The sequence below is a fragment of the Bradyrhizobium symbiodeficiens genome (genome assembly GCF_002266465.3).
In the GTDB taxonomy this organism is placed as follows: Bacteria; Pseudomonadota; Alphaproteobacteria; order Rhizobiales; family Xanthobacteraceae; genus Bradyrhizobium; species Bradyrhizobium symbiodeficiens.
The window spans coordinates 5265726-5291726 of the sequence record NZ_CP029427.2 but is presented as its reverse complement, the minus strand read 5'-3'; the positions used below and the strand labels follow the sequence as shown (position 1 = coordinate 5291726).

The 26001-nt window shown below is 64.8% G+C and carries 26 protein-coding genes and 1 pseudogene; 13 read left to right on the top strand and 14 right to left on the bottom strand.

The window, feature by feature from the left end:
- Positions 1 to 4 precede the first annotated feature (4 nt).
- The 3 genes from CIT39_RS24930 to CIT39_RS24920 all read right to left on the bottom strand — a co-directional run bounded on the left by CIT39_RS24930 (position 5) and on the right by CIT39_RS24920 (position 1424).
- Positions 5 to 388: an Hsp20/alpha crystallin family protein gene (locus CIT39_RS24930; RefSeq protein WP_094891270.1), complete on the bottom strand. Its 384-nt coding sequence runs from the start codon at positions 386 to 388 to the stop codon at positions 5 to 7.
- 152 nt (positions 389 to 540) lie between these two features.
- The gene (locus tag CIT39_RS24925; protein WP_094971793.1) at positions 541 to 1104 is read right to left on the bottom strand and encodes a YciE/YciF ferroxidase family protein; all 564 of its coding nucleotides are present in this window, start codon (positions 1102 to 1104) and stop codon (positions 541 to 543) included.
- Positions 1105 to 1217: 113 nt separating this feature from the next.
- On the bottom strand, positions 1218 to 1424 hold the full coding sequence (locus CIT39_RS24920) for a hypothetical protein (RefSeq protein ID WP_094971792.1): 207 nt from the start codon (positions 1422 to 1424) through the stop codon (positions 1218 to 1220).
- Positions 1425 to 1513: 89 nt separating this feature from the next.
- Between CIT39_RS24920 and CIT39_RS24915 the strand changes: the two genes are divergently transcribed.
- From CIT39_RS24915 to CIT39_RS24905, 3 genes are all read left to right on the top strand, one after another.
- Positions 1514 to 2140: a MarC family protein gene (locus CIT39_RS24915; protein WP_094971791.1), complete on the top strand. Its 627-nt coding sequence runs from the start codon at positions 1514 to 1516 to the stop codon at positions 2138 to 2140.
- A gap of 157 nt (positions 2141 to 2297) precedes the next feature.
- Positions 2298 to 2951 carry a class II aldolase/adducin family protein gene (locus tag CIT39_RS24910; RefSeq protein ID WP_181955114.1) on the top strand — a complete coding sequence of 218 codons (654 nt, stop codon included), beginning with the start codon at positions 2298 to 2300 and terminating at the stop codon, positions 2949 to 2951.
- Positions 2952 to 2963: 12 nt separating this feature from the next.
- Entirely contained in the window at positions 2964 to 4751 is a 1788-nt protein-coding gene (locus tag CIT39_RS24905; RefSeq protein ID WP_094971790.1) for a chloride channel protein, read from the top strand.
- Between the two features lie 7 nt (positions 4752 to 4758).
- Here CIT39_RS24905 and CIT39_RS24900 read toward each other — a convergent pair whose 3' ends face one another.
- A complete protein-coding gene (locus CIT39_RS24900; RefSeq protein WP_094971865.1) occupies positions 4759 to 5016 on the bottom strand; it encodes a DUF2798 domain-containing protein in 258 nt (85 codons plus the stop codon).
- Positions 5017 to 5318: 302 nt separating this feature from the next.
- Between CIT39_RS24900 and CIT39_RS24895 the strand changes: the two genes are divergently transcribed.
- The 5 genes from CIT39_RS24895 (at position 5319) to uraD (ending at position 9514) form a co-directional block, all read left to right on the top strand.
- Positions 5319 to 5738, top strand: coding sequence for a hypothetical protein (locus tag CIT39_RS24895; RefSeq protein WP_094971789.1), 420 nt, complete (start codon positions 5319 to 5321; stop codon positions 5736 to 5738).
- A 1166-nt stretch (positions 5739 to 6904) separates the two neighbouring features.
- Positions 6905 to 7180 carry a hypothetical protein gene (locus CIT39_RS24890; RefSeq protein ID WP_162308668.1) on the top strand — a complete coding sequence of 92 codons (276 nt, stop codon included), beginning with the start codon at positions 6905 to 6907 and terminating at the stop codon, positions 7178 to 7180.
- 90 nt (positions 7181 to 7270) lie between these two features.
- Positions 7271 to 7684: a DUF3830 family protein gene (locus CIT39_RS24885; RefSeq protein ID WP_027566580.1), complete on the top strand. Its 414-nt coding sequence runs from the start codon at positions 7271 to 7273 to the stop codon at positions 7682 to 7684.
- A complete protein-coding gene (puuE, locus tag CIT39_RS24880; RefSeq protein ID WP_094972665.1) occupies positions 7685 to 8620 on the top strand; it encodes an allantoinase PuuE in 936 nt (311 codons plus the stop codon).
- Between the two features lie 6 nt (positions 8621 to 8626).
- Positions 8627 to 9514 carry a 2-oxo-4-hydroxy-4-carboxy-5-ureidoimidazoline decarboxylase gene (uraD, locus tag CIT39_RS24875; protein WP_094972664.1) on the top strand — a complete coding sequence of 296 codons (888 nt, stop codon included), beginning with the start codon at positions 8627 to 8629 and terminating at the stop codon, positions 9512 to 9514.
- Here the strand turns inward: uraD and CIT39_RS24870 are convergent.
- Both CIT39_RS24870 and CIT39_RS24865 read right to left on the bottom strand, forming a co-directional pair.
- Positions 9511 to 12237: a molybdopterin-dependent oxidoreductase gene (locus tag CIT39_RS24870; RefSeq protein WP_094972663.1), complete on the bottom strand. Its 2727-nt coding sequence runs from the start codon at positions 12235 to 12237 to the stop codon at positions 9511 to 9513. The two genes, uraD and CIT39_RS24870, sit on opposite strands and share 4 nt — an antisense overlap.
- Positions 12234 to 13061, bottom strand: a complete 828-nt coding sequence (locus CIT39_RS24865) for an FAD binding domain-containing protein (RefSeq protein ID WP_094972662.1) — start codon at positions 13059 to 13061, stop codon at positions 12234 to 12236. Before CIT39_RS24865 ends, CIT39_RS24870 begins: the two co-directional genes overlap by 4 nt.
- Positions 13062 to 13221: 160 nt before the next feature.
- Between CIT39_RS24865 and CIT39_RS24860 the strand changes: the two genes are divergently transcribed.
- The gene (locus CIT39_RS24860; RefSeq protein ID WP_094972661.1) at positions 13222 to 14571 is read left to right on the top strand and encodes an 8-oxoguanine deaminase; all 1350 of its coding nucleotides are present in this window, start codon (positions 13222 to 13224) and stop codon (positions 14569 to 14571) included.
- Between the two features lie 94 nt (positions 14572 to 14665).
- Here CIT39_RS24860 and CIT39_RS24855 read toward each other — a convergent pair whose 3' ends face one another.
- The 4 genes from CIT39_RS24855 to CIT39_RS24840 form a co-directional block, all read right to left on the bottom strand.
- The gene (locus CIT39_RS24855) at positions 14666 to 15742 is read right to left on the bottom strand and encodes a BMP family ABC transporter substrate-binding protein (protein ID WP_162308667.1); all 1077 of its coding nucleotides are present in this window, start codon (positions 15740 to 15742) and stop codon (positions 14666 to 14668) included.
- A 77-nt stretch (positions 15743 to 15819) separates the two neighbouring features.
- Positions 15820 to 16737, bottom strand: coding sequence for an ABC transporter permease (locus CIT39_RS24850; protein ID WP_094972659.1), 918 nt, complete (start codon positions 16735 to 16737; stop codon positions 15820 to 15822).
- Positions 16724 to 17815, bottom strand: coding sequence for an ABC transporter permease (locus CIT39_RS24845; protein WP_094972658.1), 1092 nt, complete (start codon positions 17813 to 17815; stop codon positions 16724 to 16726). The genes CIT39_RS24850 and CIT39_RS24845 overlap by 14 nt, the downstream gene beginning before the upstream one ends.
- Complete coding sequence (locus CIT39_RS24840; RefSeq protein ID WP_162308666.1) at positions 17799 to 19388, bottom strand: ABC transporter ATP-binding protein; 1590 nt, start codon at positions 19386 to 19388, stop codon at positions 17799 to 17801. The genes CIT39_RS24845 and CIT39_RS24840 overlap by 17 nt, the downstream gene beginning before the upstream one ends.
- A 347-nt stretch (positions 19389 to 19735) precedes the next feature.
- Between CIT39_RS24840 and CIT39_RS24835 the strand changes: the two are divergent.
- A pseudogene (locus CIT39_RS24835) lies at positions 19736 to 20014 on the top strand (hypothetical protein); the annotation flags it as partial.
- Positions 20015 to 20113: 99 nt separating this feature from the next.
- Here CIT39_RS24835 and CIT39_RS24830 read toward each other — a convergent pair.
- Both CIT39_RS24830 and CIT39_RS24825 read right to left on the bottom strand, forming a co-directional pair.
- Positions 20114 to 20599 (bottom strand): nucleoside deaminase, encoded by a 486-nt coding sequence (locus CIT39_RS24830; RefSeq protein ID WP_094972656.1) that lies wholly within the window; start codon positions 20597 to 20599, stop codon positions 20114 to 20116.
- Positions 20577 to 20849 (bottom strand): hypothetical protein, encoded by a 273-nt coding sequence (locus CIT39_RS24825; protein ID WP_148667340.1) that lies wholly within the window; start codon positions 20847 to 20849, stop codon positions 20577 to 20579. The genes CIT39_RS24830 and CIT39_RS24825 overlap by 23 nt, the downstream gene beginning before the upstream one ends.
- Before the next feature lie 117 nt (positions 20850 to 20966).
- Between CIT39_RS24825 and CIT39_RS24820 the strand changes: the two genes are divergently transcribed.
- Both CIT39_RS24820 and CIT39_RS24815 read left to right on the top strand, forming a co-directional pair.
- Positions 20967 to 22226, top strand: coding sequence for an allantoate amidohydrolase (locus CIT39_RS24820; RefSeq protein WP_094972655.1), 1260 nt, complete (start codon positions 20967 to 20969; stop codon positions 22224 to 22226).
- A gap of 109 nt (positions 22227 to 22335) precedes the next feature.
- Positions 22336 to 23709: a hypothetical protein gene (locus CIT39_RS24815; protein ID WP_094972654.1), complete on the top strand. Its 1374-nt coding sequence runs from the start codon at positions 22336 to 22338 to the stop codon at positions 23707 to 23709.
- 12 nt (positions 23710 to 23721) lie between these two features.
- On the opposite strand, the gene CIT39_RS24810 is transcribed toward CIT39_RS24815, so the two are convergent.
- Together CIT39_RS24810 and CIT39_RS24805 are read right to left on the bottom strand one after the other, a co-directional pair.
- Positions 23722 to 25041: a dicarboxylate/amino acid:cation symporter gene (locus CIT39_RS24810; protein ID WP_094972653.1), complete on the bottom strand. Its 1320-nt coding sequence runs from the start codon at positions 25039 to 25041 to the stop codon at positions 23722 to 23724.
- A 200-nt stretch (positions 25042 to 25241) separates the two neighbouring features.
- Positions 25242 to 25463, bottom strand: coding sequence for a hypothetical protein (locus CIT39_RS24805; RefSeq protein ID WP_094891294.1), 222 nt, complete (start codon positions 25461 to 25463; stop codon positions 25242 to 25244).
- Positions 25464 to 25812: 349 nt separating this feature from the next.
- On the opposite strand from CIT39_RS24805, the gene CIT39_RS24800 reads away from it, so the two are divergent.
- Positions 25813 to 25995, top strand: coding sequence for a hypothetical protein (locus tag CIT39_RS24800; RefSeq protein ID WP_094972652.1), 183 nt, complete (start codon positions 25813 to 25815; stop codon positions 25993 to 25995).
- The last annotated feature ends 6 nt before the right edge of the window (positions 25996 to 26001 follow it).

The window sequence follows — 26001 nt, the reverse complement described above, 5'->3', positions numbered from 1 at the left end:
GACCTCAGGATTTGGCGAGACGCAGCGCGACGCAGCCGTCCATCACGAAGCGGCTGATGGCGTAGCGGCCGACGGGAAGCGCGATGCGACGCTCGAAGCGGCCCTGCGGCAGTTCGAGCCGGTGGATGCGGGCCTTGCGAAGCTCCGGCGGAAGCGTGCGCTGGCCGGAAACGACGAGCACACCGTCATGAATGACCGTCTCGACATTGTCGGGATTGACGCCGGGAAGCGCGACCAGGATCAGCAGCTCATGCTCGGTTTCGAGCACGTCGATCGGCGGCTCCCAGCAGGCTTCCTGACGGCCGAACTGCTGGCGCAGCCGGTCGGCGCGCGTCAGCTGGTCCAGGGCTTCGGACAGCATCCAGTCGAGGGGATTCTTCGGTTGCATGATGCGGGCTCAGGGGTGGGAAAGCCTGCATATGGGGCTGGTTCCCGGGAAATCCAGTGCACTGGCGCTGACGTGCCATGCGCCGTCGTGCGATCGCAAAAGCAAACGCCGCGGCAGGTGCCGCGGCGTTCCGTCATCGGCGCGGGCGCGGGTCAGGCCGCGTCGCGATACTCTTGTTCCGCTTCGAGGTTGATCACGGACGTCGCAAGCTCGGTCAGCGTATGGTCGGTCGCCTCTTCCTCGTCCAGCGTCGCCTGAAGCAGCCGTGCTGCGTCCTGCATGCCGAGCTCCTCGGCCCAGGTGCGCAAGGTGCCATAGCGGGAGATCTCGTAATGCTCCACCGCCTGCGCGGCCGCGAGCAGGCCCGCATCGAGCGCCGGGGCGCCCTTGAAGTCCTTCATGATCTCGGCGCCCTCGTCGGTGATGCCGTTGATCGCCTCGCAGGGCTTGCCGCGCGCCGGCTTGCCCAGCATCTTGAAGATCTGGTCGAGCCGCTTGACCTGGCCCTGGGTCTCGCGCAGGTGCTTGTTGAAGGCCGCTGCGAGCTCCTTGGAGTTCGCGGCCTTTGCCATTTTCGGCAGGGTCTTGATGATCTTGTTCTCGGCGAAATAGATGTCCTTCAGCGTCTCGTGAAACAGGTCGCTGAGCATCTTCGGCGCCTGACGCGGTCGGCGGGTCGCGGTCTTCTTGGTCGTGCGCTTCTTTGCTTTAGCCATACGTCCTCCTCATGAGGTAACACGGGAAGGCCTCGCCCTCCTCAATCCTCAGGCGATCAAAGCCGCTTCATGAACGAAAGTTCCAAACGGCAACCGGCGCGGGGGCCGAACGCTCAGGTCGGGCGCTTGTACGGATCTTCCTGGCGCTGCCGTGCCTCGGTGTTGCGATCGAGCTGCGCCCGCTCGCTGCGCCTGAGGCGGCCGGCCTTCGTCACGCCATAGACGAGGACTCCGCCGAGCACGAAGGCGCCGATGAACCAGAGCCAGAGCAGGTTGGTCGAGAGGTGGCCGAGGAGCATTCCGATTCCACTGTCGCTCATTGTCGTCTCCCCGTGATTTCCAAAGCGGCTTTGCTGGGCTAAGTCAGCGCGGAAGCCATCGTTCCAGCTCCCGAGAACCCTGCCGGCACATGCTCGATTTCGCCCTGTCCGCTTTCGTCACGCTGCTGCTGGTGGTCGATCCGGTCGGCCTTGCGCCGGCCTTCCTGGCCGCGACCACCGGCATGCCCGACAAGGTCAAACGGACCGTCGCGTTGCGCGCGCCGTTGATCGCCGCCTCGATCCTGGTGGTGATCGCGCTGGCCGGAAACTGGCTGCTGCGCCAGCTCGGGATCGGCATCCCCGCCTTCCAGATCGCCGGCGGGCTGCTGCTGTTCGGCGTGTCCTACCAGATGATCTTCGGCGATCGTCCGCATCGCGAGGCCCGCGAGGCCGACAAGGCGACATCCGAGCACGCCTCCGACGTCGCGGTGTTTCCCCTGGCCATCCCCATGACGGCCGGCCCCGGCGCGATTGCGACCACGCTGCTGCTTTCGGGCGATGCCGGCTATGGGGCGAGGCTCGCGGTGATCATCGCGGTCGTCCTCTCGGTCTGCCTGCTCTGCATGCTGTGTTTCGTTTCGGCGCAGCTGATCGCCAAGACCCTCGGGCGCACCGGAAATGCCGTGCTCTCGCGCGTCCTCGGCATGCTGCTCGCGGCCTATTCCGTGCAGTTCGTGATCAACGGGATTGCGGCCGTCCGGACCAGCCTGTCATAGGGCTGCGACAATCCGTGAATTCATTGATTTTGCCGTCCATTTCGTGATTTGGCAGGTGTGGCGACAAGGTGGCACCGGATCCGGGCCGCTTTCGCTTGCACTGCCACATTGCTTTGACGTACTTCGGGTCTAACAAGATGATCGTCAGGAAATCGGGATGTCGATGACAGCGGACGAGCCCGCCAAGAGACAGGCCATCATCGACGCCTGCCGGCGCATGAACGCGCTCGGCATCAACCAGGGCACCTCGGGCAATATCTCCGTCCGGCATGTGGACGGGCTCCTGGTCACGCCGACCAGCGTGCCCTATGAGGCCATGACGCCGGACCAGATCGTCTTCATGACCATGGACGGCGCGCACGCGCCCGATCAGAAGCCGTCGAGCGAATGGCGCTTCCATCGCGACATCCTGAAGTCGCGGGATGACGTCAACGCCGTCGTGCATGCGCATCCGACCTATTGCACCATCCTGGCGATCATGGGCATGGAGATTCCGCCGGTTCACTACATGATCGCGGCGGCCGGCGGCGACAGCATCCGCTGCGCGCCCTATGCGACGTTCGGGACCGTGGAGCTGTCCGAACATGCGGTGCGGGCGCTGGAGGGGCGGTTTGCCTGCCTGCTCGACCATCACGGCATGATCGCGACCGGCAAGACGCTGGACAAGGCGATGTGGCTCGCCGTCGAGGTCGAAACGCTGGCGCGGCAATATCATGGCTGCCTCCAGATCGGACAACCGCCGCTGCTCGCCAGCGCCGAGATCGAGCGGGTCCGCAAGCGCATGGCCGGCTACGGCCTGTCGGAAGGGTAGGGCGGGCACACGGTGTTCCTACGGCTCAGGCATTTCGCTGATCGCAAAGGATCCAGCCGCACCATGGTTCGGTTGCGCGCCCTGTTGCGCAGCAACGAATTCTACCTGATCCCGCTTTCACTGGTGATCGGCACGCTGGCGGGCGCGGTGGTCACGCTGATGGCGCACATCGCCCAGTTTGCGCATGTGGTGATCTATGGGATTCCTGTCGACGTCCATTTGTCGGCTCACGCGAGCGTTAGCCCCTGGGCCGCGCTGATCGCGCCTGCGCTCGGCGGGCTTCTGCTCGGCATCATGGAGTGGTCGCGGCGCCGCATGAAGATTTCAAACGCGGTCGACCCGATCGAGGCCAACGCGCTGCGCGGCGGCAATCTGTCGATGCGCGACAGCGTCATCGTGTCGAGCCAGACGCTGATCTCCAACGGCTGCGGCGCCTCGGTCGGCCTCGAAGCGGGCTATACCCAAATCGGCTCCGGGATCGCCTCGCTGTTCGGCAAGTTCTTCAATCTGCGCCGCAACGATCTGCGCCTGATGGTCGGCTGCGGCGCTGCGGCTGCGATCGCGGCGGCGTTCGGCGCGCCGATCACCGGCGCCTTCTATGCCTGTGAGTTGATCGTCGGCGTCTATTCGGTCGGCAGCGCGGCCCCGATCCTGGCAGCCTCGCTGGCCGGCGCCTTGACCGCGCAATGGCTCGGGGGCGCGCCATACTCGCTGGAGATCCCCAAGGTCAGCGCCGTCGGCGTCGAGCAATATCTGGCGCTGATCGGGCTTGCGCTCATCACCAGCGGCGTCGGCATCGCCGTGATGCGCTCCTCGCCGATGTTCGAGCGCCTGTTCGCCTGGCTGCCGGTCTGGCTCCGCCCGGTGGCCGGGGGTCTCATCGTCGGCGGCTTTGCCATCATTACCCCGCAGGTGCTGGCGGCCGGCCATGGCGCCATGGTGCTCGATCTGTTTCACGACATGACGATCGGCCTGATCGCGCTGATCATCGCCCTGAAGGTGACGGCCTGCCTGATCTCGCTCGCCTCGGGCTTCCGCGGCGGCCTGTTCTTCGCATCGCTGTTCGTCGGCAGCCTGATCGGCAAGTTCTTTGCCGCGGTGCTGCTCCTGGTCAGCCCGAACTTCGCCATCGATCCGCTGGTCGCGATGCTGACGGGCATGGCGACGCTCGGTGTCGCCATCGTCGGCGGCCCCCTGACCATGTCGTTCCTGGTGCTCGAGATGACCCGCAACGTCGACGTCACCGCCGTGGTGCTCGCCGGCTGCATCGTCACCTCGATCTGCGTCCGCTTCATGTTCGGCCATTCCTTCTCGACCTGGCGCCTGCATCTGCGCGGCGAGACCATCCGCAGCGCCAACGACGTAGGCTGGCTGCGCAATCTCACCGTCGAGCGGCTGATGCGCTCCGACGTCGGCAAGGTGCCCTCGACCACGACGATCGCCGCGGTGCGCCGCGAGTTCGTGCTGGGATCGCGGCCCGGTATCGTCATCGTCAACAATTCCGACGAATATGTCGGTCTCGTCATGCTGCCCGATTTGTTCTCCAGCGATCTCGACACCATCGCCGACGAGATCCAGGTGATCGAGCTCGCCCGCCTGATCGACATCGTGCTGATCCCGGAAATGAACGTGAAGTCGGCGATGGCGGTGTTCGACGAGGCCGAAGCCGAGATGCTGGCGGTGGTCGATTCCACCGACAGCCGCAAGGTGGTCGGCTTCCTCACCGAGACCTTTGCCCGCCGCCGCTATGTCGAAGAGATCGACAAGGCGACGCGCGGGGTGTTGGGAGCGTTGTCGTAGGCGCCTTCTATCGGCCTGGTTGAGGCGGGGCCGCGACGACGAGCGTCACGATCCGCCGCACCATCGGCAGAACCACCAGCAGCGTCGGAAAGGCGACCAGCCAGGACAGCGCCCAGGCGCCCGGCCAGGTCGCGAGGAACGCCGGCGTCGCCCCTAAGCTCCGAAGCGTCGAAATGACCGACACCACGGCCGTCATGAGGATGGACAGCACGAACGGCATCACGATCGGCGCATAGCGCGCCGGCAGTTTGCGAACCACAATCATCTGATTTCTCTTGGAAAAGGACGCGTCGATCACGTTGAACCCTGCAAATGGCATCGATCCCGACGGCGTCGGTTGATGCGTTGGTTCACGTAAAACGCTTACGGCGACCGAAAAGCGGCGCGGCTGTTCATTATCCGCTCAGGTTCGATGGTTCAAGCTGGGATACGACCGTTTGGTTATAATCGTTCAAAGCGTGGCGGATTGCCGCGAGCACGAAACTATCTCGATGGTTTGCGCATTGAATCCGGTTTGCAGATACCTACGTTTGGCAGCAGCATCGGCAAGATGACAGGAATATCAAAATGACTGTTAGACCCATGATTTCCGGAGCCGGCCGCAAGATGGCCTTGGCCGCGTTCGCAAGCCTGGCATTTGTCGCAACCTCCGCATCGCCCTCGGCTGCGGCGTCCCTCGGGGCGGTGTCGGCGCAGCCCGTCACGGCGGGCCAGGGCTCTTCCGACGTCACCGATTTCAGCGCGGCCCGTCGTCGGCACTATTATCGGCGCGGGTCGAACGCCGCAGGTCTCGCCTTCATGGGCGCCGCAGCGGGTATCATCGGCGGGGTGATCGCCGAGCAGCGGCGCCGCGACTATTACGAGAACCGCTATTATTATGGTCCGCGTCCCTACTATGGCGGTCCCGGCTATTATGGCGGGCAGGGCTATTACGGCGGCGGCAGTCCGTTCTATTACGATCGGGGTTACCGCTACGGGCCCTATTGAGCGGTTCATTTCAACGCAGCCCGGATCGGGTGGCGAGATAAGGGCGGTGCTTTGCGCCGCCCTTTTTGATGGTCGATACCCTCGTAGCCCGGATGGAGCGACTTGTCCGCCATAGCTCGAAGAGCGACGGCGGAAGGCGTAATTCGGGACGGCTCGCCCGGCATTTCACACTGTCCCGGATGTCGCTCCGCTCATCCGGGCTACGGGACCGCGCCTGTGTCGCCCTCTGTCAATCCACGCGCGTGAAAATATTCCACTTTACCGAAATTCGGTTTCGGCGTATGTATAGCCCATCCCGGCTCACCCAAGAGGGGCGACGTGTCGTCGTCATGTTCGCGAGCCGGGGTTGCGGTGGACGCGGCAGCGTCGGCATGAGAGGTGCGGGCAGGGCGGGTAGTCCCTGTGAGCTCGTAACCGCGTGCGGACGACGGCGCTGTCAGGCTTCGTCTCGTCTGTAAGTTTCCGGCTTTGTCGACAGGGCTCGGGAATACTGCGGCGACATGGCGGGCCGTGCGTACGGCAAAACCGTGTGGTCCTGGCCGTCGTTGCCACGGTCAAGCTCTTGCGAAGGTGCGAGCGAGCCCAACCGGGCAGACTGCATCATCCAAATTCGCGGGGCGAGGGAGGCCAAAAGGAATGGTCGGCTCCCGGGAGATCACGGCATAAGCCGTCCAGCCATCGCGCAGGGAAGGCCGAGTGATCGGCGACACCTGTATGCTGCTGTGCGGTTCTTTCTGCGTGTGCATTTCGCGCAGCAGACCGCGGGTGCCAGCCGGCACCCGGCCTTCCCTGTGCCCTCTTGGATCAGAGGGTGGCGAGACCAGGCAAAGCTCGGGCGAATTGCGCCGCGAGAACGCGGAGGCATGTCTGCAAGCCAAGCTGCGTGCCACAAGCTCGGTCTCGTAGGGTGGGCAAAGCGCAGCGTGCCCCGCATTGTTGCTCATGGAAGGAGATCGTGGGCACGGCGCTATGCGCCTTTGCCCACCCTACGGCACCGCCGCTGGGACCTGCACCAGCGCATCGCCATGACGACGTGGAGAGCGTGCGCCGCTCTCCGCTCTCGTCCGGGACGCCGGCTAAATATTCGGCACGCTCGCCCTTTGGCGCCGATGGACTTGGCCGCCGCAATCCGGTTCAATGGGCCAATCGAGCTTCAGGCGACAACGATGTCGAGATATCTGCTGGTCCTGGTGCTGCTGGCCTCGCCGGCGTCGGCGCAAGTCAAGTTGGCGCCGAAGACCGCGGCCGGACATCCCGATCCCTGCGCGCCGATCGGGCGTACCGCGGACGGCAAGCTGGTCTACTCCATGAAATGCGAGAACCTGCCGGCGCCGCCCCCGCCGCCGCAGGCGGAATTGAAGCAAGCGCCGCCGCCGGCCGTCGAGCCAGAACCGGAGACGCGGCGGAGCGGCATTTTCGGCTGGTCCTACGACCGCAGGTGATGCGTCCGCGCCACTTGCGCGAAACTGTCGGGAATGCTCTTTGCTTGAAAATGACCCGTGGGGCCACCGGCCCCGATCCAGAGAGATGAGATGAGCAAACTCGTTATCCGTGCCGGCGATTTCACCTTCGATGCCCGCTTCGAGGAGCAAGCGGCACCCAAGACCGTCGCCGCCTTCCGCAAGGCACTGCCGTTCGAAAGCCACATCATCCATGTGCGCTGGAGCGGCGAGGGCGTGTGGATGCCGCTCGGCGATCTCGATTTCGGCGTCGGCTACGAGAACCACACCAGCTACCCCGCGCCGGGCCAGATCATCCTCTATCCCGGCGGCATCAGCGAGACCGAGATCCTGATGGCCTATGGCGGCGTGCATTTTGCCAGCAAGATGGGCCAGCTCGCCGGCAATCACTTCATCACGCTGACCTCGGGCCTGGAGAACCTGGCGACGCTGGGCAAGAGCGTGCTGTGGAAGGGCGCGCTGCCGATCCGCTTCGAGGAAGTTTGAGTGGCTGACACACGCTACCCGCGCGATCTCCGCGGTTACGGCCGCAACCCGCCGCACCCCGAGTGGCCCGGCCATGCGCGGGTCGCGGTGCAGTTCGTGGTCAATTTCGAGGAGGGCGGCGAGAACAACATCCTGCACGGCGATCGCGCCTCGGAAGCGTTCCTGTCCGACGTGCTCGGCGCCCAGCCCTGGCCCGGCCAGCGTCATGCCAATATGGAGTCGATGTTCGAATATGGTTCGCGCGCCGGCTTCTGGCGGCTGTGGCGGATGTTCACCGCGCGCAACTGGCCGACCACGGTGTTCGGTGTCGCCACCGCGCTGAAGCGCAATCCTGAAATCGTCGCTGCGATGAAGGAGGCGGATTGGGACATCGCGAGCCACAGCCTGAAATGGATCGAGCACAAGGACATGACCGAGGCGCAGGAGCGCGCCGAGATCGCCGAGTCGATCCGCGTCCACACCGAGGCCACCGGATCGCGGCCGCTCGGCTGGTACACCGGTCGCTCCTCGATCAACACCAACCGTCTGCTGATGGAGGAGGGCGGCTTCCTCTATCTCTGCGACTCCTATGCCGACGATCTGCCCTATTGGATCAAGGGCGCGAATGGCAAGCAGCTCGTCATTCCCTATACGCTCGATGCCAACGACATGCGCTTCATCAACCCGCAAGGCTTTGCCGAGGGCGAGCAATTCTTCACCTATCTGAAGGACGCCTTCGATGTGCTCTACGCCGAAGGCGAGATCGCGCCGAAGATGATGTCGGTCGGCCTGCACTGCCGTCTCGCCGGCCGGCCCGGCCGCGCCGCGGGGCTGATGCGCTTCCTGGATTATATCGGCAAGCACGAGCGCGTCTGGGTGCCGACGCGGCTGCAGATCGCGCAGCACTGGCACGACAAACACGCGCATCTTGCCGCCAGCGCATTCGAGATCGGTTGAGGCACGATGTCGCAAATTTCGCTGTCTGACCTCAACGCCGCCGCCAAGGCCGACTTCGTCGCGGTGCTCGCCAATGTCGTCGAATATTCCCCGTGGATCGCCGAGCAGCTCGCCGGCAAGCGGCCGTTCGCCGGCGTCAACCAGCTGCACGCCGCGCTGATGGCGGCGATCCAGAGCGCCGAACCCGACGTGCAGCTGGCGCTGCTCCGGGCGCATCCCGACCTCGCCAACAAGACCCAGCGTGCGGCGGGCCTCACCGAGGAATCGACCGAGGAGCAGAACAGCGCCGGCCTCGACCGGCTGTCGGAGGCCGAATACGCCGCATTCGAGCGCGTCAACAACGCCTACCGCGAAAAATTCGGCTTCCCCTATATCGTTTGCGTGCGGCGTCACACCAGGGATTCCGTGCTGAACGACTTCGAGACACGGTTGCGCAATATCGCCAAGACCGAGACGCGCCGTGCGATCGAGGAGATCGGCCGCATCTCCGCGTTGCGGCTCGATCAGCTCGTTGCCGCCGAGGACAAGCTGAAGGTGCACGGCCGGCTTTCGACCCATGTGCTGGACAATCAGATTGGCAAACCGGCGCCGGGGATTCCGATTGAGCTCGTTGAGCTCGCAAGCCTCGGTGAGAGCCGTGTGATCGCGCGCGCGGTCACCAACGCCGACGGTCGCACCGATCAGCCGTTGATCGGTGGTCGTCCGCTTCCGATCGGCCGCTACGAGCTCAAATTCAGCGTTGCCAAATACTACACCGAGCGCAACGTGCAGCTCACGGACCCGCCATTCCTCGACGAGATCCCGCTGCGCTTCGCCGTCAGCGAGCCGGAGGGGCACTACCACGTGCCGCTATTGGTCACGCCCTGGAGCTATTCGACCTATCGCGGCAGCTAGTCCCCGAACTTCGCGTGCAGCGCCGGAAACAGCCGGTCCGGCTTGAACGGCGGCGCGGTGAAGCGGATGCCGGTGGCATTCGCGATCGCATTGCCGAGCGCGGCCGCGACCGGATTGTACGGGCTCTCGCTCATCGACTTCGCCCCTAGCGGCCCGATCGTGTCGGACGTCTCGGCGAAGAACACGTCGGTGCGCGGCACGTCGGCGAAGGAGGGCAGGTGGTAGTCGCGGAATTTCGGGTTGGTGACGCGCCCCTCGGCGTCGATCACCATCTCCTCGTAGAGCGCAGCACCAAGCGCCTGCGCAACACCGCCTTCGACCTGACCGCGGCACTGCATGGGATTGGCGACGACGCCTGCGTCCGCGGCGTGGACGCTCCGGAGTATCCTGAGCTCGCCGGTGGCCTTGTTCACGGCGATACGAAAACCCTGGACGTTGAAGCCGACCGAACGCGGCGTGCCCGCAGAGTTGCCGCTGCCTGCGAACGGCTGCCCGCGTTCGCGGGCGAGCTTCACCAGTTCCGCAAACGGCATGCGCCGGACGCCGCTGACGACGGCGTTGTCCTCGAGCACGCAACCCTGGACGTCACAGAGCCACGTGCTGGCGGCGGCCGCTTTCAATTCGGCCGCAAGCTGCATGGAAGCCGCATGCGTCGCCTTGCCGGCGACGAACATGCCCGCGCTGCCATAGGCGCCGGTGTCGTGGCCGCCATGGGCCGTGTCGGACTGGCGCAGGCGGATCCTGTCGACGGTGGTCGCCAGCGTGGTCGCGGCGATCTGCCGGTGCACCGTGCTGGTGCCGTTGCCGAATTCAGCGGTGCCGACGGTGAGATCGAAACCTCCGTCGTTGCGCAGCGCGATCGTCGCGTCGGCGAGGTGGCCCGCCGGCGGCACTGTGTCGATCATGGTCAGCGCGACACCGTCGCCGATCAGCCAGTCCGGCGACAGGTCCGGCTGCGGGCCATCAGCCTGCATCGCGCGTTCGACGAGGTCGAGGCATTGGTCGAGCCCGTAGGAGCCGTAGAGCACGTCGTGAAATTCGGACGGCGGCGGCGACAGCATGGGATCGCCGTCCCTGACGATGTTGCGCCGGCGCATCTCGAAGGGGTTGATGCCGAGTTGCTTGCCCAGCTCGTCGATCGCGGCCTCGATTGCGATCAGCGTCTGCGGCAGACCATAGCCGCGAAACGCGCCCGCCGGCACCGTGTTGGTGTAGACGGCGTAACCGTCGACCCGCTTGTTCGGGCAATTGTAGACGGCGATGGACTCGGACAGCGAATGGAACATCACCGGGCCGGCGTGATTGCCGTAGGCGCCGGTGTTGGAGAGCACGTCGAGCTGGAGCGCGGTGAGCTTGCCGTTGGCATCCGCTCCGGCCTTTATGTGGACCCGCATCGGGTGCCGCGTCGAGGTCGCGATGAATTGCTCCTCACGGGTGAGCTCCAGCTTCACCGGACGACCCGTCTTGAGCGCAGCGAGCGCCAGGATGTCCTCGACGAACATCTCCTGCTTGCCGCCAAACCCGCCGCCGACACGCTCGCAGAACACGCGAACTTTGTCGGGAGGAAGCTCGAAGATATCAGCCAGCGCGCGCCGGGTCAGGAACGGCACCTGGGTCGAGGTGCGGACATTGAGCACGCCCGCTTCATCGAGCCAGGCGAGGCCGCCATGGGTCTCCAGCGCCGCGTGCTGGACGCGATGACTGTGGAAGGTGCCCTCGTAGGTGACGGCAGACGTTGCGAGCGCCGCTGCGACATCGCCGTACTCGCCATGCGTCTCCGCGGCGAGGTTACGCTGAGCGTCGGCGATGCGGTTCGCGGTGGTGCGGTCGGGATGGATGATGGGCGCGCCGGGCGCCATCGCCTGCTCCGGATCGATCAGCGCAGGCAGGATCTCATAGTCGACCTCGATCCGCCGGCACGCCTCCTCGGCGGCGGCTTCGCTCTCGGCGACGATTGCGGCAACTCTCTGGCCGATGAAGCGGACGACGTCGTCGAGAACGCGGGTGTCCTCGGGGTCCATCCAGTCCATCTCGTGCCGCGCGGTCGAGATCAGCATCGAAGGTGCGTCTTCATGCGTCAGCACCGCGTGCACGCCGGGAACGCGAAGGGCGTGCGACTTGTCGATCGCGACGATCCTGGCGTGCGCATGAGGCGAACGCACCAGCTTGACGTGAAGCAGGCCATCCATGGCGGTGTCGAAGGTGTAGCGCGCATTGCCGCGCACGATATCGGGGCCTGCGGGTGCCGGCAGGCTGCGGCCGAAGGCAGCGCCGGCCTCGACGCTGGCCTCGACATTGGTCTTGCCCAGCAATGCATCCTCGATCGCGCGATAGCCGGTGCAGCGGCAGATATTGCCCTTCAGCGCCGCGCCGAGATCGGTGCGCTGCGCCTGGTTCAGCGAGGCGCAGGTCAGGATCATGCCGGCGGTGCAGAAGCCGCATTGAAAGCCCTGCGCGTCGAGGAAGGCCTGCTGCATCGGATGCGTGCCGTGGTCTCCGCCCAGACCTTCGATCGTGGTCACGCTGCGTCCCTCGGCCCGGAACGCCGGGATCAGGCAGCTGTGCACCGGCTCGCCGTCGAGCAGCACGGTGCAGGCGCCGCAGTCGCCGGCGTCGCAGCCTTTCTTCACGCCGAAATGGCCGAGCTCGCGCAGGAACGTGCGCAGGCACTGGCCGGCGCGCGGCGCCTGCGCAAACGGCTTGCCGTTAACCTCGAAACTCATGACGGTACTCCGGCAGAGAGCTCGCCGCGGATCTCCTCGGCGAGCCGTAGCGTCATGTGCTTGCGCCAGAGCGGCTGGCCGTGGATGTCGGTGTGGTACAGATCGTCCCCGATCTGCTGGACGATCGCATCGCGAAGCGCGCCCGCATCGGGCGGCTTGGCGAACGACAATTGGATCGGCCGCACCGTGGAGGCCGTGACCGTCAGCGTCAGCGGGCCATCGGCATCGAGGCTGCCAATCAGAAGGGCCGCCGACCGGCCGACCGGCGCGAGCGAGATTTGGCGGAAGGCCGTGCGGCGCTTCAACGCGGCAACTGGAATATCGATCTGCCGGAGCAGGTCGCCCGGCGTCAGGCGGTTGCCCTGGTTGCCGGTGACAAACTCGGCAACGGGAATCCGCTGCTCGCCGCCGCCGGCTTTCCAGATGGTGCAGACGCCGTCGAGCGCCGCGGTCAGCGAGATCATCGGTCCCGCCGGCAGCGACATGCAGAGATTGCCGCCGATGGTTGCGGTCTTCCAGATCTTGAACGACGCAAGGAATGCGCGGCAGCATTGGTTGATCAGCGGCGCGGCGAGCCAATCGGACGGGCAGGCAAGTCCGTCGAGTTGCGCGACCGTGCAAGTGGCGGCGATGGAGAGATGGCTTTGGCTGATCGTCAGCGCCGGCCATTTCAGATCGGTGAGATCGATCAGCCGCGCGAGGTGCGCTTGTGGTTCCGAGAACAGCCAGGTCCCGCCCGCGAGCCAGGCATCGCCGGCCGTCCAGGCCGGCAATTGTGCCCGTGTTTGCGGATGGGCCACTGTCGTGATGGTATTCAAATCCATGGCTGCGCCAAAGCTTTCGCCGGTGAATCGTGCCGATGAGTCTTGCAGATGAGTCTTGCAAGACCGGAGCCAAGTCGCAACAAACAAGTGGTCGCGCGAAGGTGACCGGGCCGGCCTTACCCGGCAGGCCTGTCAGCGGATGTAAGGGAGAAGCAGGATCATGAGCGATGCAACGCCGATCTGGATCCGGGATCCGCTGGCCATCCTCGCCGATGGCGCCGCGCGCGGGATCGTGGTGAAGGATGGCCGGATCGTCGAGCTGGTGCCGGCCGGCGCCGCGCCTGCGACCGCTGACGCCGCAACGTTCGATGCCAGCGAACACGTCGTGCTGCCGGGCCTGATCAACACCCACCATCACTTCTACCAGACGCTGACGCGAGCATTGCCGGCAGCGATGGATCGCGAGCTGTTCCCCTGGCTCAAGGCGCTCTATCCGGTGTGGGCGAGGCTGACGCCCGAGGCGCTCGAGCTCGGCGTCACCGTGGCGATGTCCGAATTGCTGCTCTCGGGCTGCACCACCACGACGGACCATCATTACGTCTTCCCTGCGGGCCTCGAGGACGCCGTCGATATCGAGGTCGCCGTGGCGAAGCGTCTCGGCGTGCGGGTGCTGCTCACGCGCGGTTCGATGAACCTGTCGCAGCGCGACGGTGGCTTGCCACCTGACAGCGTGGTGCAGGACGAGGACACGATCCTTGCTGACAGCGCGCGCGTTGTGGCCAGGCATCACCAGCGCGGCGCGGATGCGATGGTGCAGATCGCGCTGGCGCCGTGCTCGCCGTTCTCGGTGACGACGTCGCTGATGCGCGCCACCGCCGATCTCGCCGGCAAGCTCGACGTGCGCCTGCACACCCATCTCGCCGAGACCGAAGACGAAAACAGATTCTGCCAGCAGATGTACGGCTGTCGTCCGCTCGACTATCTCGAACAATGCGGCTGGCTCGACGCGCGAACCTGGCTCGCCCACGGCATATTTTTCAACGCCGACGAGATGAAACGGCTCGGTAAGGCGAAGACGAGCATCAGCCATTGCGCGTGCAGCAATCAGCTGCTGGCGTCCGGCTGCTGCCCGGTCTGTGAGATGGAGGAGGCCGGTGTCGGCATCGGGCTTGGTGTCGATGGCTCGGCCTCGAACGACGGCTCGAACCTGATGCAGGAGGTCCGTGCCGCCTTCCTGCTGCAACGGGCGCGCTACGGCGTAGCGAAAGTCAGCCACAAGGATGCGCTGCGCTGGGCCACCAAGGGCTCGGCGGCCTGCGTCGGCCGTCCGGAACTCGGCGAGATCGCGGTCGGCAAGGCGGCCGACCTCGCGCTGTTCAGGCTCGACGAGCTGCGCTTCTCCGGCCATGGCGACCCCTTGGCCGCGCTGGTGCTGTGCGGAGCCCATCGGGCCGACCGGGTGATGGTGGCGGGAAGATGGGCCGTGATCGATGGCGCCATCCCGGGCCTCGACGTGGAGAACCTCATCCGTCGCCACAGTTCGGCGGCGCAGGCCATGCGGATGGAATGAAAGAGGGGGCGACCACAAGTGCCGGGTGCTTCTGGCCACCCCCTCCGAACCTCCTCCGGGAGGAGCAGGTGATTTGGATAAAGCAAGAAGCGTGCTACTTGCCCGGCAGCTTGTCGTCGATGCCCTTCACATAGAAATTCATACCGAGAATCTGGCCGTCGTCGAGGTGATCGCCGCCTTTGCACTCGACCGGCTTGCCGTCCTGCCCAATGATCGGGCACTTGAACGGATGCAGCTTGCCCGCGATGATCGCGGCCTGGGCATCCTCAGCCAATTTTTTCACGTCGTCAGGCATGTTGGTGTAGGGCGCCATCGCGAACATGTGACTGTCGAGGCCGCCCCAGCTGTCCTGGGACTTCCAGGTGCCGGCGAGCTCGGCCTTGACCCGCTCGATGTAGTAAGGGCCCCAGGTGTCGAGGATCGAGGTCAGCTGGGTCTTGGGCCCGAACTTGATCATCTCGGAGTCCTGGCCGAAGGCGAGCTTGCCGCGTTCGCTGGCGATCTGCATCGCGGCTGGCGAATCCGTGTGCTGCATGATCACGTCGGCGCCCTGGTCGATCAGGGCCTTGGCGGCGTCGGCCTCCTTGCCCGGGTCGAACCAGGTGTTGGCCCAGATGATCTTGACCTTGATGTTCGGGTTGATGGTCTGCGCCGCCAGCATCGTCGCGTTGATGCCGGAGACGACCTCCGGAATCGGGAACGAGCCGATGTAGCCGAGCACGCCGGACTTCGACATCTTGGCCGCGATCAGGCCCTGAATGTAACGGCCCTGCCACCATTTGGCCGAGTAGGTCGACATGTTCGGATTGCGCTTGTAGCCGGTGGCGTGCTCGAAATGCACGTTGGGATATTTTTTCGCGACCTTCAGCGTTGGATCCATGTAACCGAACGACGTCGTGAAGATCAGCTTGTTGCCGGCGCGGACGAGCTGCTCGATGGAGCGTTCGGCGTCGGGGCCTTCGGGCACGTTCTCCAGATAGGTGGTCTCGATCTGGTCGCCCAGTTCCTTGACCAGCGCCTGGCGCGCGAGATCGTGCTGATAGGTCCAGCCGAGGTCTCCGATCGGGCCCAGATAGATGAAGCCGACCTTGAGCTTGTCGGCGGCGGAGGCTGCACTGACGCTGCCGGCAAGCAAGAGTCCGGTGGCCAGCGCAAGAAATGATTTCCTCATCATCGATCTCCAGACATCAGGGGAAAGTCACGATTCGCAACTTGCGCGCCCCATCGCGCCCGTTGCGGAAATGAAATTCAGCGGTCCGGCACGAACACGGTGCCGAGCGCGGCCGGTGCGGTCGAGCCGCCGCTGCGCGCGCGGGAGAGCAGGACCAGCACGATGACGGTCGCGAGATAAGGCAGCGCCGACATGAATTGCGAGGGGATGCCGATGCCCCAGCCCTGCGCGTGCAACTGCAGGATCGTCACCGCGCCGAAGAGATAGGCGCCGATCACGAGGCGGCCCGGCCGCCAGGACGAGAACACCACCAGCGCCAGTGCGATCCAGCCGCGGCCCGCGGTCATGCCGGGAATGAAGAACGGCGTGTAAGCGAGCGGCAGATAAGCGCCGGCAAGGCCCGCACAGGCACCGCCGAACATCACGGCGAAGGTCCGGATGCGCAGCACGGGATAGCCGAGCGCATGCGCGGAGACGTGATTGTCGCCGCAGGCGCGCAGGATCAATCCCGCCCGCGTGCGGTACAGGAACCACCAGACGCCAATGACGAGGGCAATGGAGACGTAGACGAAGCCATCCTCGCCGAACAGCACGCGCCCGACCAGCGGGATGTCGGTAAGGCCGGGAATGGCGAGATGGACTGCCGGCGTGATGCGCTCGCCGACGAAGCCGGCGCCGATCAGTCCGGACAGTCCGACGCCGAGGATGGTCAGCGCGAGACCCGTTGCCACCTGGTTGACGGCGAGCCCGAGCGTCATCAGCGCGAAGATCAGCGACATCATCGTGCCCGCGACTATGCCGAACAGCGCGCCGACGAAGACCGATCCGGTGAGCCAGGCGCCGGCAAAGCCGCAGGCCGCGCCAACGATCATCATGCCCTCGACGCCGAGATTGAGCACGCCGGAGCGCTCGGTCACGAGCTCCCCGGTCGCGGCGATCAGGAGCGGCGTGGACGCGGCGAGCACGGCCAGGACGATGGCTTCAATGAGTTCCACGGGCCACCTGGCGGTTCGGGAAGCTCAGCTTGAAGCGGTAGAGGATCAGGGAATCGCAGGCGAGCACGTAGAACAAAAGAATGCCCTGAAAGACCTTGGTGACATCCAATGGAATCTTCATCGCGATCTGCGCCTGCTCGCCGCCGATAAAGGTCAGTGCAAGGAAAAGTCCTGCAATTAATATTCCAAGCGGGTTCAGCCGGCCGAGGAAGGCGACGATGATCGCAGTAAAACCGTAGCCTGGAGAAATGCCGGGTTGGAGATGCCCGACGGGTCCTGCCACCTCGATGATGCCGGCAAGCCCTGCGAGCGCGCCTGACACCGCGAAGGTCAGGATGATCAGGTGGTTGGCATTGAAGCCGCCGAACCGTGCCGCGCGGGGCGCTGCGCCGACGATGCGGATCTCGAACCCCTTGATGGTGCGCCCGAGCAGGATTGCGGCTGCGGCGACGACAAGAAGCGCGATGATCGAGCCGAGATGCAGCCGGCCGCCCTCGATCAGCAATGGAACGGTCGCCACCGGATCGAACTCGGCCGTGGTCGGGAAATTGAAGCCGTTGGGGTCGCGCCAGGGCCCGCGCACGAGATAGTCGAGGAAGAGGTCGGCGACATAGACCAGCATCAGGCTGGTCAGGATCTCGCTGGCGCCAAACTTCACCTTGCAGATCGCCGGGATCAGCGCATAGAGCGCACCTGCCGCGGCGGCGAGCACCAGCATGGCCGGCAGCACCCAGGCGCCGGCGTCGGTGCCTTGCGTCTTCACCGCGATCCAGCTTCCGGCAACCGCGCCCATCAGGAATTGTCCCTCAGCGCCGATGTTCCAGGCATTGGCGAGATAGCAGAGCGACAGCCCGATCGCGATCATCACCAGCGGCGTCGCCTTGACCGCGATCTCCTGCAGAGAATAGCCATCGGTCAAGGGCGCGATGAAATAGGCATGCAGTGCGAGCAGCGGATTCTTGCCGAGGATCGCGAACAGGATGACCATGGTCACGACCGTGAGGCCGATCGCGATCAGCGGCGAGACCAGCGCGATCGCGCCAGAGCGTTCGGCGCGCTTCTCAAGTACCAGCTGCATGCGCGGCCTCCTTCGGCTCGAGGCTACTGCCGCCCATGAGCAGGCCGAGCTTTTCGCGGCTGGCCTCGCGGGTAGCGAGCGGTACCGACAGCTTGCCGTGGAACATCACGGCGATGCGGTCGGCGATCTCGGTGAGCTCGTCGAGATCCTGGCTGGTCACGAGCACCGCGGCGCCTGCGGTTGCGAGATCGAGCAGCGCCTGGCGTATGACGGCGGCGGCGCCGGCATCGACGCCCCAGGTCGGCTGGCTCACCACCAGCACCGCGGGGTTGCGCAGGATCTCGCGTCCCACGATGAATTTTTGCAGATTGCCGCCGGAGAGGCTGGCAGCCTCGGGATCCCGCTTGGCCTTGCGAACATCAAAGGTTTCGGTCGCGCGGTCCACCGTCTTCAGCGTGGCGGCAGTGTCGATAAAGCCGTGATGGACCATGCCGCTGGCCGCGTGCCCGGTCAGCAGCGCGTTCTCCGACAGCTTCATGCGCGGCGCGGTACCATGGCCGAGCCGCTCTTCGGGAACGAAGGCTGCTCCCAGCTTGCGTCGCTGCGTGATCGAGAGATGGCCGGCGGCAATGCCTTCGATCACCACCGTGCCGGGATCCTTCGAGAGACGCTCGCCGGATAGCGCGGCGAACAATTCGTCCTGGCCGTTGCCGGCGACGCCGGCGATGCCCAGGATCTCGCCGCCCTTCAGTTCGAACGAGATGTGCTCGAGCCGCACGCCATGCGTCTCGGCTGGCACAAGCGAGAGATCGTTGACGACGAGCCGTGGCACGGTGGTCTTCCGGCCGGATGCCGCCTTCACTTCCTTGATGTCGCCGCCGACCATCATGCGTGCGAGCGAAGCGGCGGTCTCGCGCCGGGGATTGCAGGTCTCGACCTTCCTGCCGCCGCGCAGGATCGTGGCAGTGTCGCAGAGCCGCTTCACCTCCTCGAGCTTGTGGCTGATGTAGAGGACGGCGCGGCCTTCGGCCTTAAGCCGCTCCAGCACGATGAAAAGCTGATCGGCTTCCTGCGGCGTCAGGACGGCGGTGGGCTCGTCCAGGATCAGGAATTTCGGATCCTGCATCAGCGCGCGGACGATCTCGATGCGCTGGCGCTCGCCGACCGACAATTGCCAGACCTCGCATCTGGGATCGAGCGGAAGGCCGTAAGTCTTCGATACTTGCTCCAGTCGCGCCGACATGTCCTTGAAGGACTCTTTCCCGTCGAGGCCGAGCGCGACGTTCTCGGCGACGGTGAGATTGTCGAACAGCGAGAAGTGCTGGAACACCATGCCGATGCCGAGGCTGCGTGCTTCGGAGGGACCGGACAGCACGACCGGCTGGCCCTGCCAGCGAATCTCGCCGGCGCTGGGCTGGATCAGCCCATAGATCGCCTTGACCAGCGTCGACTTGCCGGCACCGTTCTCGCCGAGCAGCGCGTGGATTTCGCTCGGCCGGATATCGATGTCGATGGAATCGTTGGCGAGGAAATCGCCATAGCGTTTGGTGAGTCCGATCGTCCGCAGCAGCGGAGGCGCGCCGGAATTTTGGCCGTCAGGTGTCGAATCCAACATTCGCTGATGCGCTTGCATGGTGAAATGGCCCGATAGTGGGCCAGTTTGACCCGCGGCGTAAGGTGTGAAAATGCGTCATCCCTTGCTCAACGCTTCGGCAGGCACTGCGCCCGCGTCGGCCGGAACGTAAGGCCTTGCTCTAACGCCCGCGCGGGTGTGGCTCCCCGCGGCGCCTGTTGCAGATTTGTGACGGTTCAGGCCAAATCGGAACTCGCTATGCAGACCCGATGTCGCAGTGAGCAGAGTTGCGCCATCGCGATTATGCCATGCGGATCGACGCGACATTGGCTCCTGACCGTCCGTCCCCAAACAGCCGCTCGACATGAAAGAAGGGCGAAATCAAACGGCAATGTCCGGCAATAGCCGAACCGCTTCCCTACAGTCCGGCGAACGGCGTCTACAACACGGCGGTCGAATTGAATTCGGAGCCGATCCGCCTGACCTTCGATGCCTCGAAGGCCGCTTGGGGTGACAAGTACTCCCACCTCGTGGACGTCCGGGTGGCTTACCGCTCCTGGCAGAACAAGTTCGGTCTCGATCACAACCTTGCCGTAGGCTTTACCACAGCGGTCGGTGGCCGGACGGTGAGCACCGGTTCGTGCACCGAGTCCTCGCTCTACTCGGGTATCACCGTGAAGTTCTGATCGCCAGACGCTCGGCAGTCGTAGGTGGATTGGCCGAAGGCATCATCCACCACTTCGGCTGGCGAGCGCGGAAGCCGCCCTGCTGATCGGAGTTTGTGTCTACTTCGTCCACACACCGTCGTGCAGCGCTTCGGCTTCGTCCTCCAGCAGCGGACCAACGACCTCGGTCGGACGCTGGCCGCTGGCAAAGACCTCGCGGCACGGCAGGTCGAGGGTCGGGTTGTCAGGATGGTTGCCGGTGACGCCGCGCAGGCGATGCTCGCTGAGGCCGTAGACGACGCGGCCGATGCCGGCCCAGTAGATCGCGCCGGCGCACATCGCGCAGGGCTCTGCCGAAGAATAGAGCGTTGCTGTTGCCAGCACCTCGCGGCCGAGTGTGCGGCAGGCCTGGGTGGCCGCCAGGCGTTCGGCATGCGCGGTGCCGTCATGATCCGGCATGTAGCCGTTCTCGGTCTCGATCAGCACCTTGCCGTCCGCACCGACGACGATGCAGCCGAACGGGTGGTTGCCATGGGTGAGGGAGCGCTGCGCGACCGCGAAGGACAAACGCAGAAACTGCTCGTCACGCTTCGATACGCCGTCCATTGATCCTCCCGGTCGGTGCCGCCATGCGCCAGACGATCATGGCGAGATCGGCTTCGCTGGTCCGCCTTTCATACACGAATTCGCAGTGGACCCTCTCCACCAGCCGCCCGTGATCGTTGAATGGATTTCGGGATAATTGATTGAAAATATTGATTATACGGCCCGTCCCGGCCCTGATAAGAACGAAATCATCGGTGTTGAGCCGGGCCTGTGCACGAGCGGCGCGACGCAGCCTGCCGCGTACGCGCATTCATGCTAATCACGCGCTGGTCGGGACGGGCGCCGGTGCTTGATTGGCCGCCGAACGTCTAACGATTGTCGCCAGGACGGCCGCTGCCGCGGTCCAGAGAAGAGAGAGCTCGTCGAGATGGGTGCCGTCAACGCCGTTCAAAATGCATCGCTCGGCGAAGAGATCGTGCGTCGGATCAACGATCTGGCTGCGATCTCGGAAAGTAGCGACAACCTCACCCGCATCTATCTCACCAGGCAATTGCGTGAGGCGGCGGACCTCCTCCTGAGCTGGATGCGCGACGCCGGTATGAGCGCGCGTCTCGATGCGATCGGCAATGTCTGCGGTCGCTATGAAGGCGAGCGGCCGGGTGCGCCTTGCCTGATGCTCGGCTCGCACTACGACACCGTACGCGACGCCGGCAAATGGGACGGGCCGTTGGGCGTGATCACGGCCATTGCCTGCGTTGCCGATCTCAATCGCCGTGGCAAGCGCCTGCCGTTTGCGATCGAGATCGTCGGCTTCGCCGACGAGGAGGGCGTGCGCTTCGCGTCGACCTTGCTCGGCAGCCGTGCGGTGGCCGGCACCTTCGATGAGAGTGTCTTGAATGTGCGCGACCGCGACGGTGTGTCGATGCGCGATGCGCTCGTGCAGTTCGGCCTCGACCCCGATCATATCGGAGCGGCCGCGCGGACGAGGCGTGAGCTGCTTGCCTATCTCGAATTGCACATCGAGCAGGGGCCGGTGCTGGAAGCGCAGGACCTGCCTGTCGGTGTCGTCACCGCGATTGCCGGCGCCACGCGGCTTGCCGCGCGGCTGACCGGCATGGCCGGGCATGCCGGTACCGTGCCGATGGCGCTTCGGCGTGATGCGCTCACGGGAGCGGCCGAATGCATCGGGGCGATCGAGCAGTTTTGCCGCACCGACGAGAGTGGGCTCGTCGGCACTGTCGGCTACATCCAGGCGAGGCCCGGCGCGACCAATGTCATCCCGGGCGAGGTGTCCTTCACCATCGACATGCGGGCGCCGACCGACATGCACCGCAAACGCGCGGTCGCCGATATCGTCCGCCAGATCGAGGCGATCGCCAGGCGCCGGCACCTGGCCCTCCAGCTCGACGTCACCCACGAGAACCGCACCGCGCCTTGCGCGCCGTGGCTCAAGGAGCAGATCGCGCAGGCGATCGGAGCGGAGGGCTTCTCCGTGTTCGAGCTTCCGAGCGGGGCAGGGCACGACGGCATGGCCATGATCGACATCGCCGACGTCGGCATGGTCTTCGTCCGCTGCCGCGGCGGCATCAGCCACCACCCGGACGAGCATGTAGAGCTCGCCGATGCCGACGCCGGTGCCCGGGTGCTGCTGCGGGTGATCGAGAATTTCAGACCACGAGAAGGCTAGTCCGGGCGGGTCGGATAAGCCCCGCCGGAAGCCGACACGTCATCTGGAGGAAATACGAATCAGCCATGCTTCGGATGGTGGCCGCACCACCGGAGTCACTTGGCCACATATGAATTGCGATATCTCGTTGCCCTCAGATCGCGGAAACCGATTTTACCAAGGCGTTGCCGCGACCTTCTTCGCCAACGCCCTCCAGGCGGTCAATTTTCTCGGTGATCGATTCCTGAGAAAATCGCACCATTCGTTGTCTGGGATCGAGGACCTTTACCGGCACTCGATGGACAGCGCCTTTTCGGTGACCGAGGCCTTCCTCGTCACGGGCGCGCCGCACGCATCCGCCTATTACCCCCGCGACTTCGCCTGGTTCTATCCTGATGTGCTCGACCCCGAGACCATCATGGATGCGCAGGACGCGGCGCGGCGAGCGCACCTGCTCGACAAGAGTGTCCGTTTGTTGCTGGAGGCGGTTCGTGCCGACGTCGTCACGACGACCATCGTCCCGGCGGGGCGCGGCCGGTATCTCGGCGTGAATTATTTCTCGCGGCCTTCGGACACGCTGCTCGGCATTCTCGCCGGCCTGCAGCAGATGATCTCGGCGGATCAGAGGGCGCCGTCCTATCTGGTGATGGCACAATGCGCGCACGCGGGCCGGCTGCTGCAGGCGGAATACGGTGGTGACCTGAAGCGTGCGATCCTGCAGCTCGCAAGCGAGCTCGAGCCGTTCGACGATGACGGCACCAGGTATCTGTTGTGTGATGCCCGTGGCCCTCGCTCGGCTGCAACGGATACCCGTGCGGAACGCAGGCGCTTTGTCACCAATGCCTGCGTCTACACGACCTTCCTGTGGAGCGTGCAGCTCGGCATCATCGAGGAGAACGAGCTGAAGCGGCTGCTCGGACGCGATCTCGCGCAGTACAAGAAGGACCTGCTCCGTCTGTTCGGCAAAGAGGGCTACATCAGGCATTCCCTGGATGGCCCGAAGGGCCCGCCGGTGTCCGCGGTCGCGCTGGATTTCGTCGGCGTGCATCGCGGCTTCTGGGATATGACCGATGCGAGCGAGCGGGCGCTGTTCGCGGCCACGACGGATCTGATCATCGCGGAGCCGCGCTTCCGCATACCCTCTACGTTCCACTTCCTGGTGTCCGCGGATAATCCCCGGAACAAATTGATCCACAAGATTGCGGCTCCCGCCTATCAGGGACGTTCGTCCTGGCCGACGTTCAACGTCGAGTTCGCGGACCGGATGCTCGACTACGACGAGGTCTCTGGCGGCGATAACTACCGGGCCTGCGCGCAAGGGATATTGAAGGACATTCGCACCGCGACCGAACTCCACGGCGGATATCAGGAGCTGATCTCGGAACAGGGGCTGAAGTACCGCACCTGGGCCTACAAGGGCGCCGTGGCCCATTCCTGGTTTCCACGCTTCCTGTCGGTCTGGAGGAGGGCGCATGGAACGCCGCTCCTCCAATGGAACGACTGATCCGGCGGGGCGCTATCCCGCCGTGACGTCCACCAGTTCGCCACCCTCCAGCACCTCGGCCGCCTTGGCGCGGTCGAGATCGCCTTCCCAGGCCGCGACCACGACGGTCGCGACGCAGTTGCCGACGAGGTTGCCGAGCGCGCGGGCCATGCCGATGAACCAGTCGACCGACAACACCAGCACGAGCCCGATCGCGGGAATGCTGGGCACCGCATTGAGGGTCGCGGCCAGGATCACGATGGCCGAGCCCGGCACGCCATGTGCGCCTTTGGAGGTGATCAGGGAGACGCCGAGAACCAGCAGGAGGTCGCCGAAGGACAGCGGCGTGTTGGTCGCCTGTGCGATGAAGACGACAGCGAGCGTCAGGTAGATCGAGAAGGCGTCGAGGTTGAAGGAATAGCCGGTCGGAATCACGAGACCGACCACGGAATCCTTCACGCCCATCCGCTCCAGCTTCTTCATGATCTGCGGCAGCACGGCATCGGAGGAGGCGGTCGCGAGCACGATGGTCAGCTCTTCCCGCAGGTAGGCGAGGAATTTGAGGATGTTGATTCCGACGAGCGCCATCACCCCGCCGAGCACGCCCAGCACGAAGATGCCGACCGAGACGTAGAACAGCGCTACCAGCGAGACGAGCTGCTTGAGCGAGCCGACGCCGTATTTGCCGACAGTGTAGGCGACCGCGCCGAGCACGCCGAGTGGTGCGACGCGGACAATCAGGCCCATGACGCGGAACAGCACGGTGGAGGCGGCATCGATCATGCTGGTGACGAGCTTGCCCTTCTCGCCGCCGACGAGCGCGAGGCCGACGCCGAACAGGACCGCGAAGAACAGCACCTGGAGCACGTCGTTGCGCGACAGCGCATCGAAGGAGGTGGTCGGGATCACGTTCATCAGGAAGGCGCCGATGCCGCCGCCTGACAGCTTGTGGGCGTTGTCGGCGTAGGTATTGAGCGCCTTGGCATCCAGCGTCGAGGGATCGATGTTCATGCCGTGGCCGGGGCCGAAGAGGTAGGCGAGCAACAGGCCGACGACGAGGGCCACGGTCGTCATGACCTCGAAATAGACCAGCGCCTTGACGCCGACCCGGCCGACCTTCTTGAGGTCGCCGGCGCCGGCAATCCCGTGCACGACGACGCAGAACACGATCGGTGCCACGATCATCGAAATCAGCTTCAGGAAGGCGTCGCTGAGGATCTTGAGCCCGATCGCGAAATCCGGCACGGCCATCCCGAGGATGACGCCAAGCACAAGGGCGGCCAGGACCTGAACGAACAGCGAGGTATAGAGCGGCTTCGGCTCGGCGGCGGGCGCCGCTGCGATGGTCGACATGGTAGATTCCCCCGATTTGACGCGACTTGGACGTCAAATCGGAGCAACAACCGTGCCAGATTGACGCGGGGTACCCCGGAAAGTGGCGCTGGACGTCACTCTGGTATCGCGGGGGCGACGCGACGCTTCTTGCGTCGTCCCCCGTTCGGAGCGGGGCCCACCCGTCAGTCGTTATGCCTTCGCCGAAACGAACGGCATCGTCATGCCGCAAGATCCAGCAGCCGGCATGATCCGCGCACGAGTGCCTTGCGTCCCGTAGGCGTCATCACGGGGACGCCATCATTGACGACAACGAGGCCGAGCTTGACGAGGCTTTCGACGAGATAGGCCTTCGAGAGGCGACCGCTCGACACCGGATTGCGAAGCGTGCGCAGCGCCTCCCATTGGTCCGGCGAAAGATCGAAGTCGATGTCGTTGCTCATGTTGCCTCAAACGATAGTGCCATTCGCGCCTCTGTTAGCGGCGCTGCGTGAAGACCATGCGATGACAATGAGTCGGGAATCCGGTGTGCTGTTTAGAACGTCTCTTCACGAATTGCCGCACTTCATTGCGCCACAAGAGGAAAGATCGCTGGATTGCGGATATCGTCCCGAGCTTCGATCACATATTGATGATGTCGGCTTGGTGTTGCACGGCAAGTTGCTGCGACGCACGGGAAGCGCTGCTGTCCCATTCTGCGTCGCAATATGCACAGATATCGTGAGACGAAAGGTCGAGGAGTCTGTTACGGTGATTCCCGGCGAATGACTTCACGCTGCAGGAGTGGAGTGCATGAACAGGCTGGTCGAAATTCGCAGTCAGGAATCCCTGTGCCGGGAGCGTGCGGCGCTCGATTGCGATCGCCGGAATTTCTGGCTCGCGCAAGCCGAAGAATGGGAGCAGCGCGCGCTCGACGAAATTGCCTATCACTTTCGGGAGTGTAACGTCGGCCAAGTGGAGCTTGCGCGAAACTGACGCTGG

What these genes read in the sequence shown, in the direction of transcription:
- CIT39_RS24930 (WP_094891270.1), bottom strand. Translation starts at nt 388, where the DNA reads ATGCAACCGAAGAATCCCCTCGACTGGATGCTGTCCGAAGCCCTGGAC.
- CIT39_RS24925 (WP_094971793.1), bottom strand. Translation starts at nt 1,104, where the DNA reads ATGGCTAAAGCAAAGAAGCGCACGACCAAGAAGACCGCGACCCGCCGA.
- CIT39_RS24920 (WP_094971792.1), bottom strand. Translation starts at nt 1,424, where the DNA reads ATGAGCGACAGTGGAATCGGAATGCTCCTCGGCCACCTCTCGACCAAC.
- CIT39_RS24915 (WP_094971791.1), top strand. Translation starts at nt 1,514, where the DNA reads ATGCTCGATTTCGCCCTGTCCGCTTTCGTCACGCTGCTGCTGGTGGTC.
- CIT39_RS24910 (WP_181955114.1), top strand. Translation starts at nt 2,298, where the DNA reads ATGTCGATGACAGCGGACGAGCCCGCCAAGAGACAGGCCATCATCGAC.
- CIT39_RS24900 (WP_094971865.1), bottom strand. Translation starts at nt 5,016, where the DNA reads ATGATTGTGGTTCGCAAACTGCCGGCGCGCTATGCGCCGATCGTGATG.
- CIT39_RS24895 (WP_094971789.1), top strand. Translation starts at nt 5,319, where the DNA reads ATGACTGTTAGACCCATGATTTCCGGAGCCGGCCGCAAGATGGCCTTG.
- CIT39_RS24890 (WP_162308668.1), top strand. Translation starts at nt 6,905, where the DNA reads ATGTCGAGATATCTGCTGGTCCTGGTGCTGCTGGCCTCGCCGGCGTCG.
- CIT39_RS24885 (WP_027566580.1), top strand. Translation starts at nt 7,271, where the DNA reads ATGAGCAAACTCGTTATCCGTGCCGGCGATTTCACCTTCGATGCCCGC.
- uraD (WP_094972664.1), top strand. Translation starts at nt 8,627, where the DNA reads ATGTCGCAAATTTCGCTGTCTGACCTCAACGCCGCCGCCAAGGCCGAC.
- CIT39_RS24870 (WP_094972663.1), bottom strand. Translation starts at nt 12,237, where the DNA reads ATGAGTTTCGAGGTTAACGGCAAGCCGTTTGCGCAGGCGCCGCGCGCC.
- CIT39_RS24865 (WP_094972662.1), bottom strand. Translation starts at nt 13,061, where the DNA reads ATGGATTTGAATACCATCACGACAGTGGCCCATCCGCAAACACGGGCA.
- CIT39_RS24860 (WP_094972661.1), top strand. Translation starts at nt 13,222, where the DNA reads ATGAGCGATGCAACGCCGATCTGGATCCGGGATCCGCTGGCCATCCTC.
- CIT39_RS24855 (WP_162308667.1), bottom strand. Translation starts at nt 15,742, where the DNA reads ATGAGGAAATCATTTCTTGCGCTGGCCACCGGACTCTTGCTTGCCGGC.
- CIT39_RS24845 (WP_094972658.1), bottom strand. Translation starts at nt 17,815, where the DNA reads ATGCAGCTGGTACTTGAGAAGCGCGCCGAACGCTCTGGCGCGATCGCG.
- CIT39_RS24840 (WP_162308666.1), bottom strand. Translation starts at nt 19,388, where the DNA reads ATGCAAGCGCATCAGCGAATGTTGGATTCGACACCTGACGGCCAAAAT.
- CIT39_RS24830 (WP_094972656.1), bottom strand. Translation starts at nt 20,599, where the DNA reads ATGGACGGCGTATCGAAGCGTGACGAGCAGTTTCTGCGTTTGTCCTTC.
- CIT39_RS24825 (WP_148667340.1), bottom strand. Translation starts at nt 20,849, where the DNA reads ATGCGCGTACGCGGCAGGCTGCGTCGCGCCGCTCGTGCACAGGCCCGG.
- CIT39_RS24820 (WP_094972655.1), top strand. Translation starts at nt 20,967, where the DNA reads ATGGGTGCCGTCAACGCCGTTCAAAATGCATCGCTCGGCGAAGAGATC.
- CIT39_RS24815 (WP_094972654.1), top strand. Translation starts at nt 22,336, where the DNA reads ATGAATTGCGATATCTCGTTGCCCTCAGATCGCGGAAACCGATTTTAC.
- CIT39_RS24810 (WP_094972653.1), bottom strand. Translation starts at nt 25,041, where the DNA reads ATGTCGACCATCGCAGCGGCGCCCGCCGCCGAGCCGAAGCCGCTCTAT.
- CIT39_RS24805 (WP_094891294.1), bottom strand. Translation starts at nt 25,463, where the DNA reads ATGAGCAACGACATCGACTTCGATCTTTCGCCGGACCAATGGGAGGCG.
- CIT39_RS24800 (WP_094972652.1), top strand. Translation starts at nt 25,813, where the DNA reads ATGAACAGGCTGGTCGAAATTCGCAGTCAGGAATCCCTGTGCCGGGAG.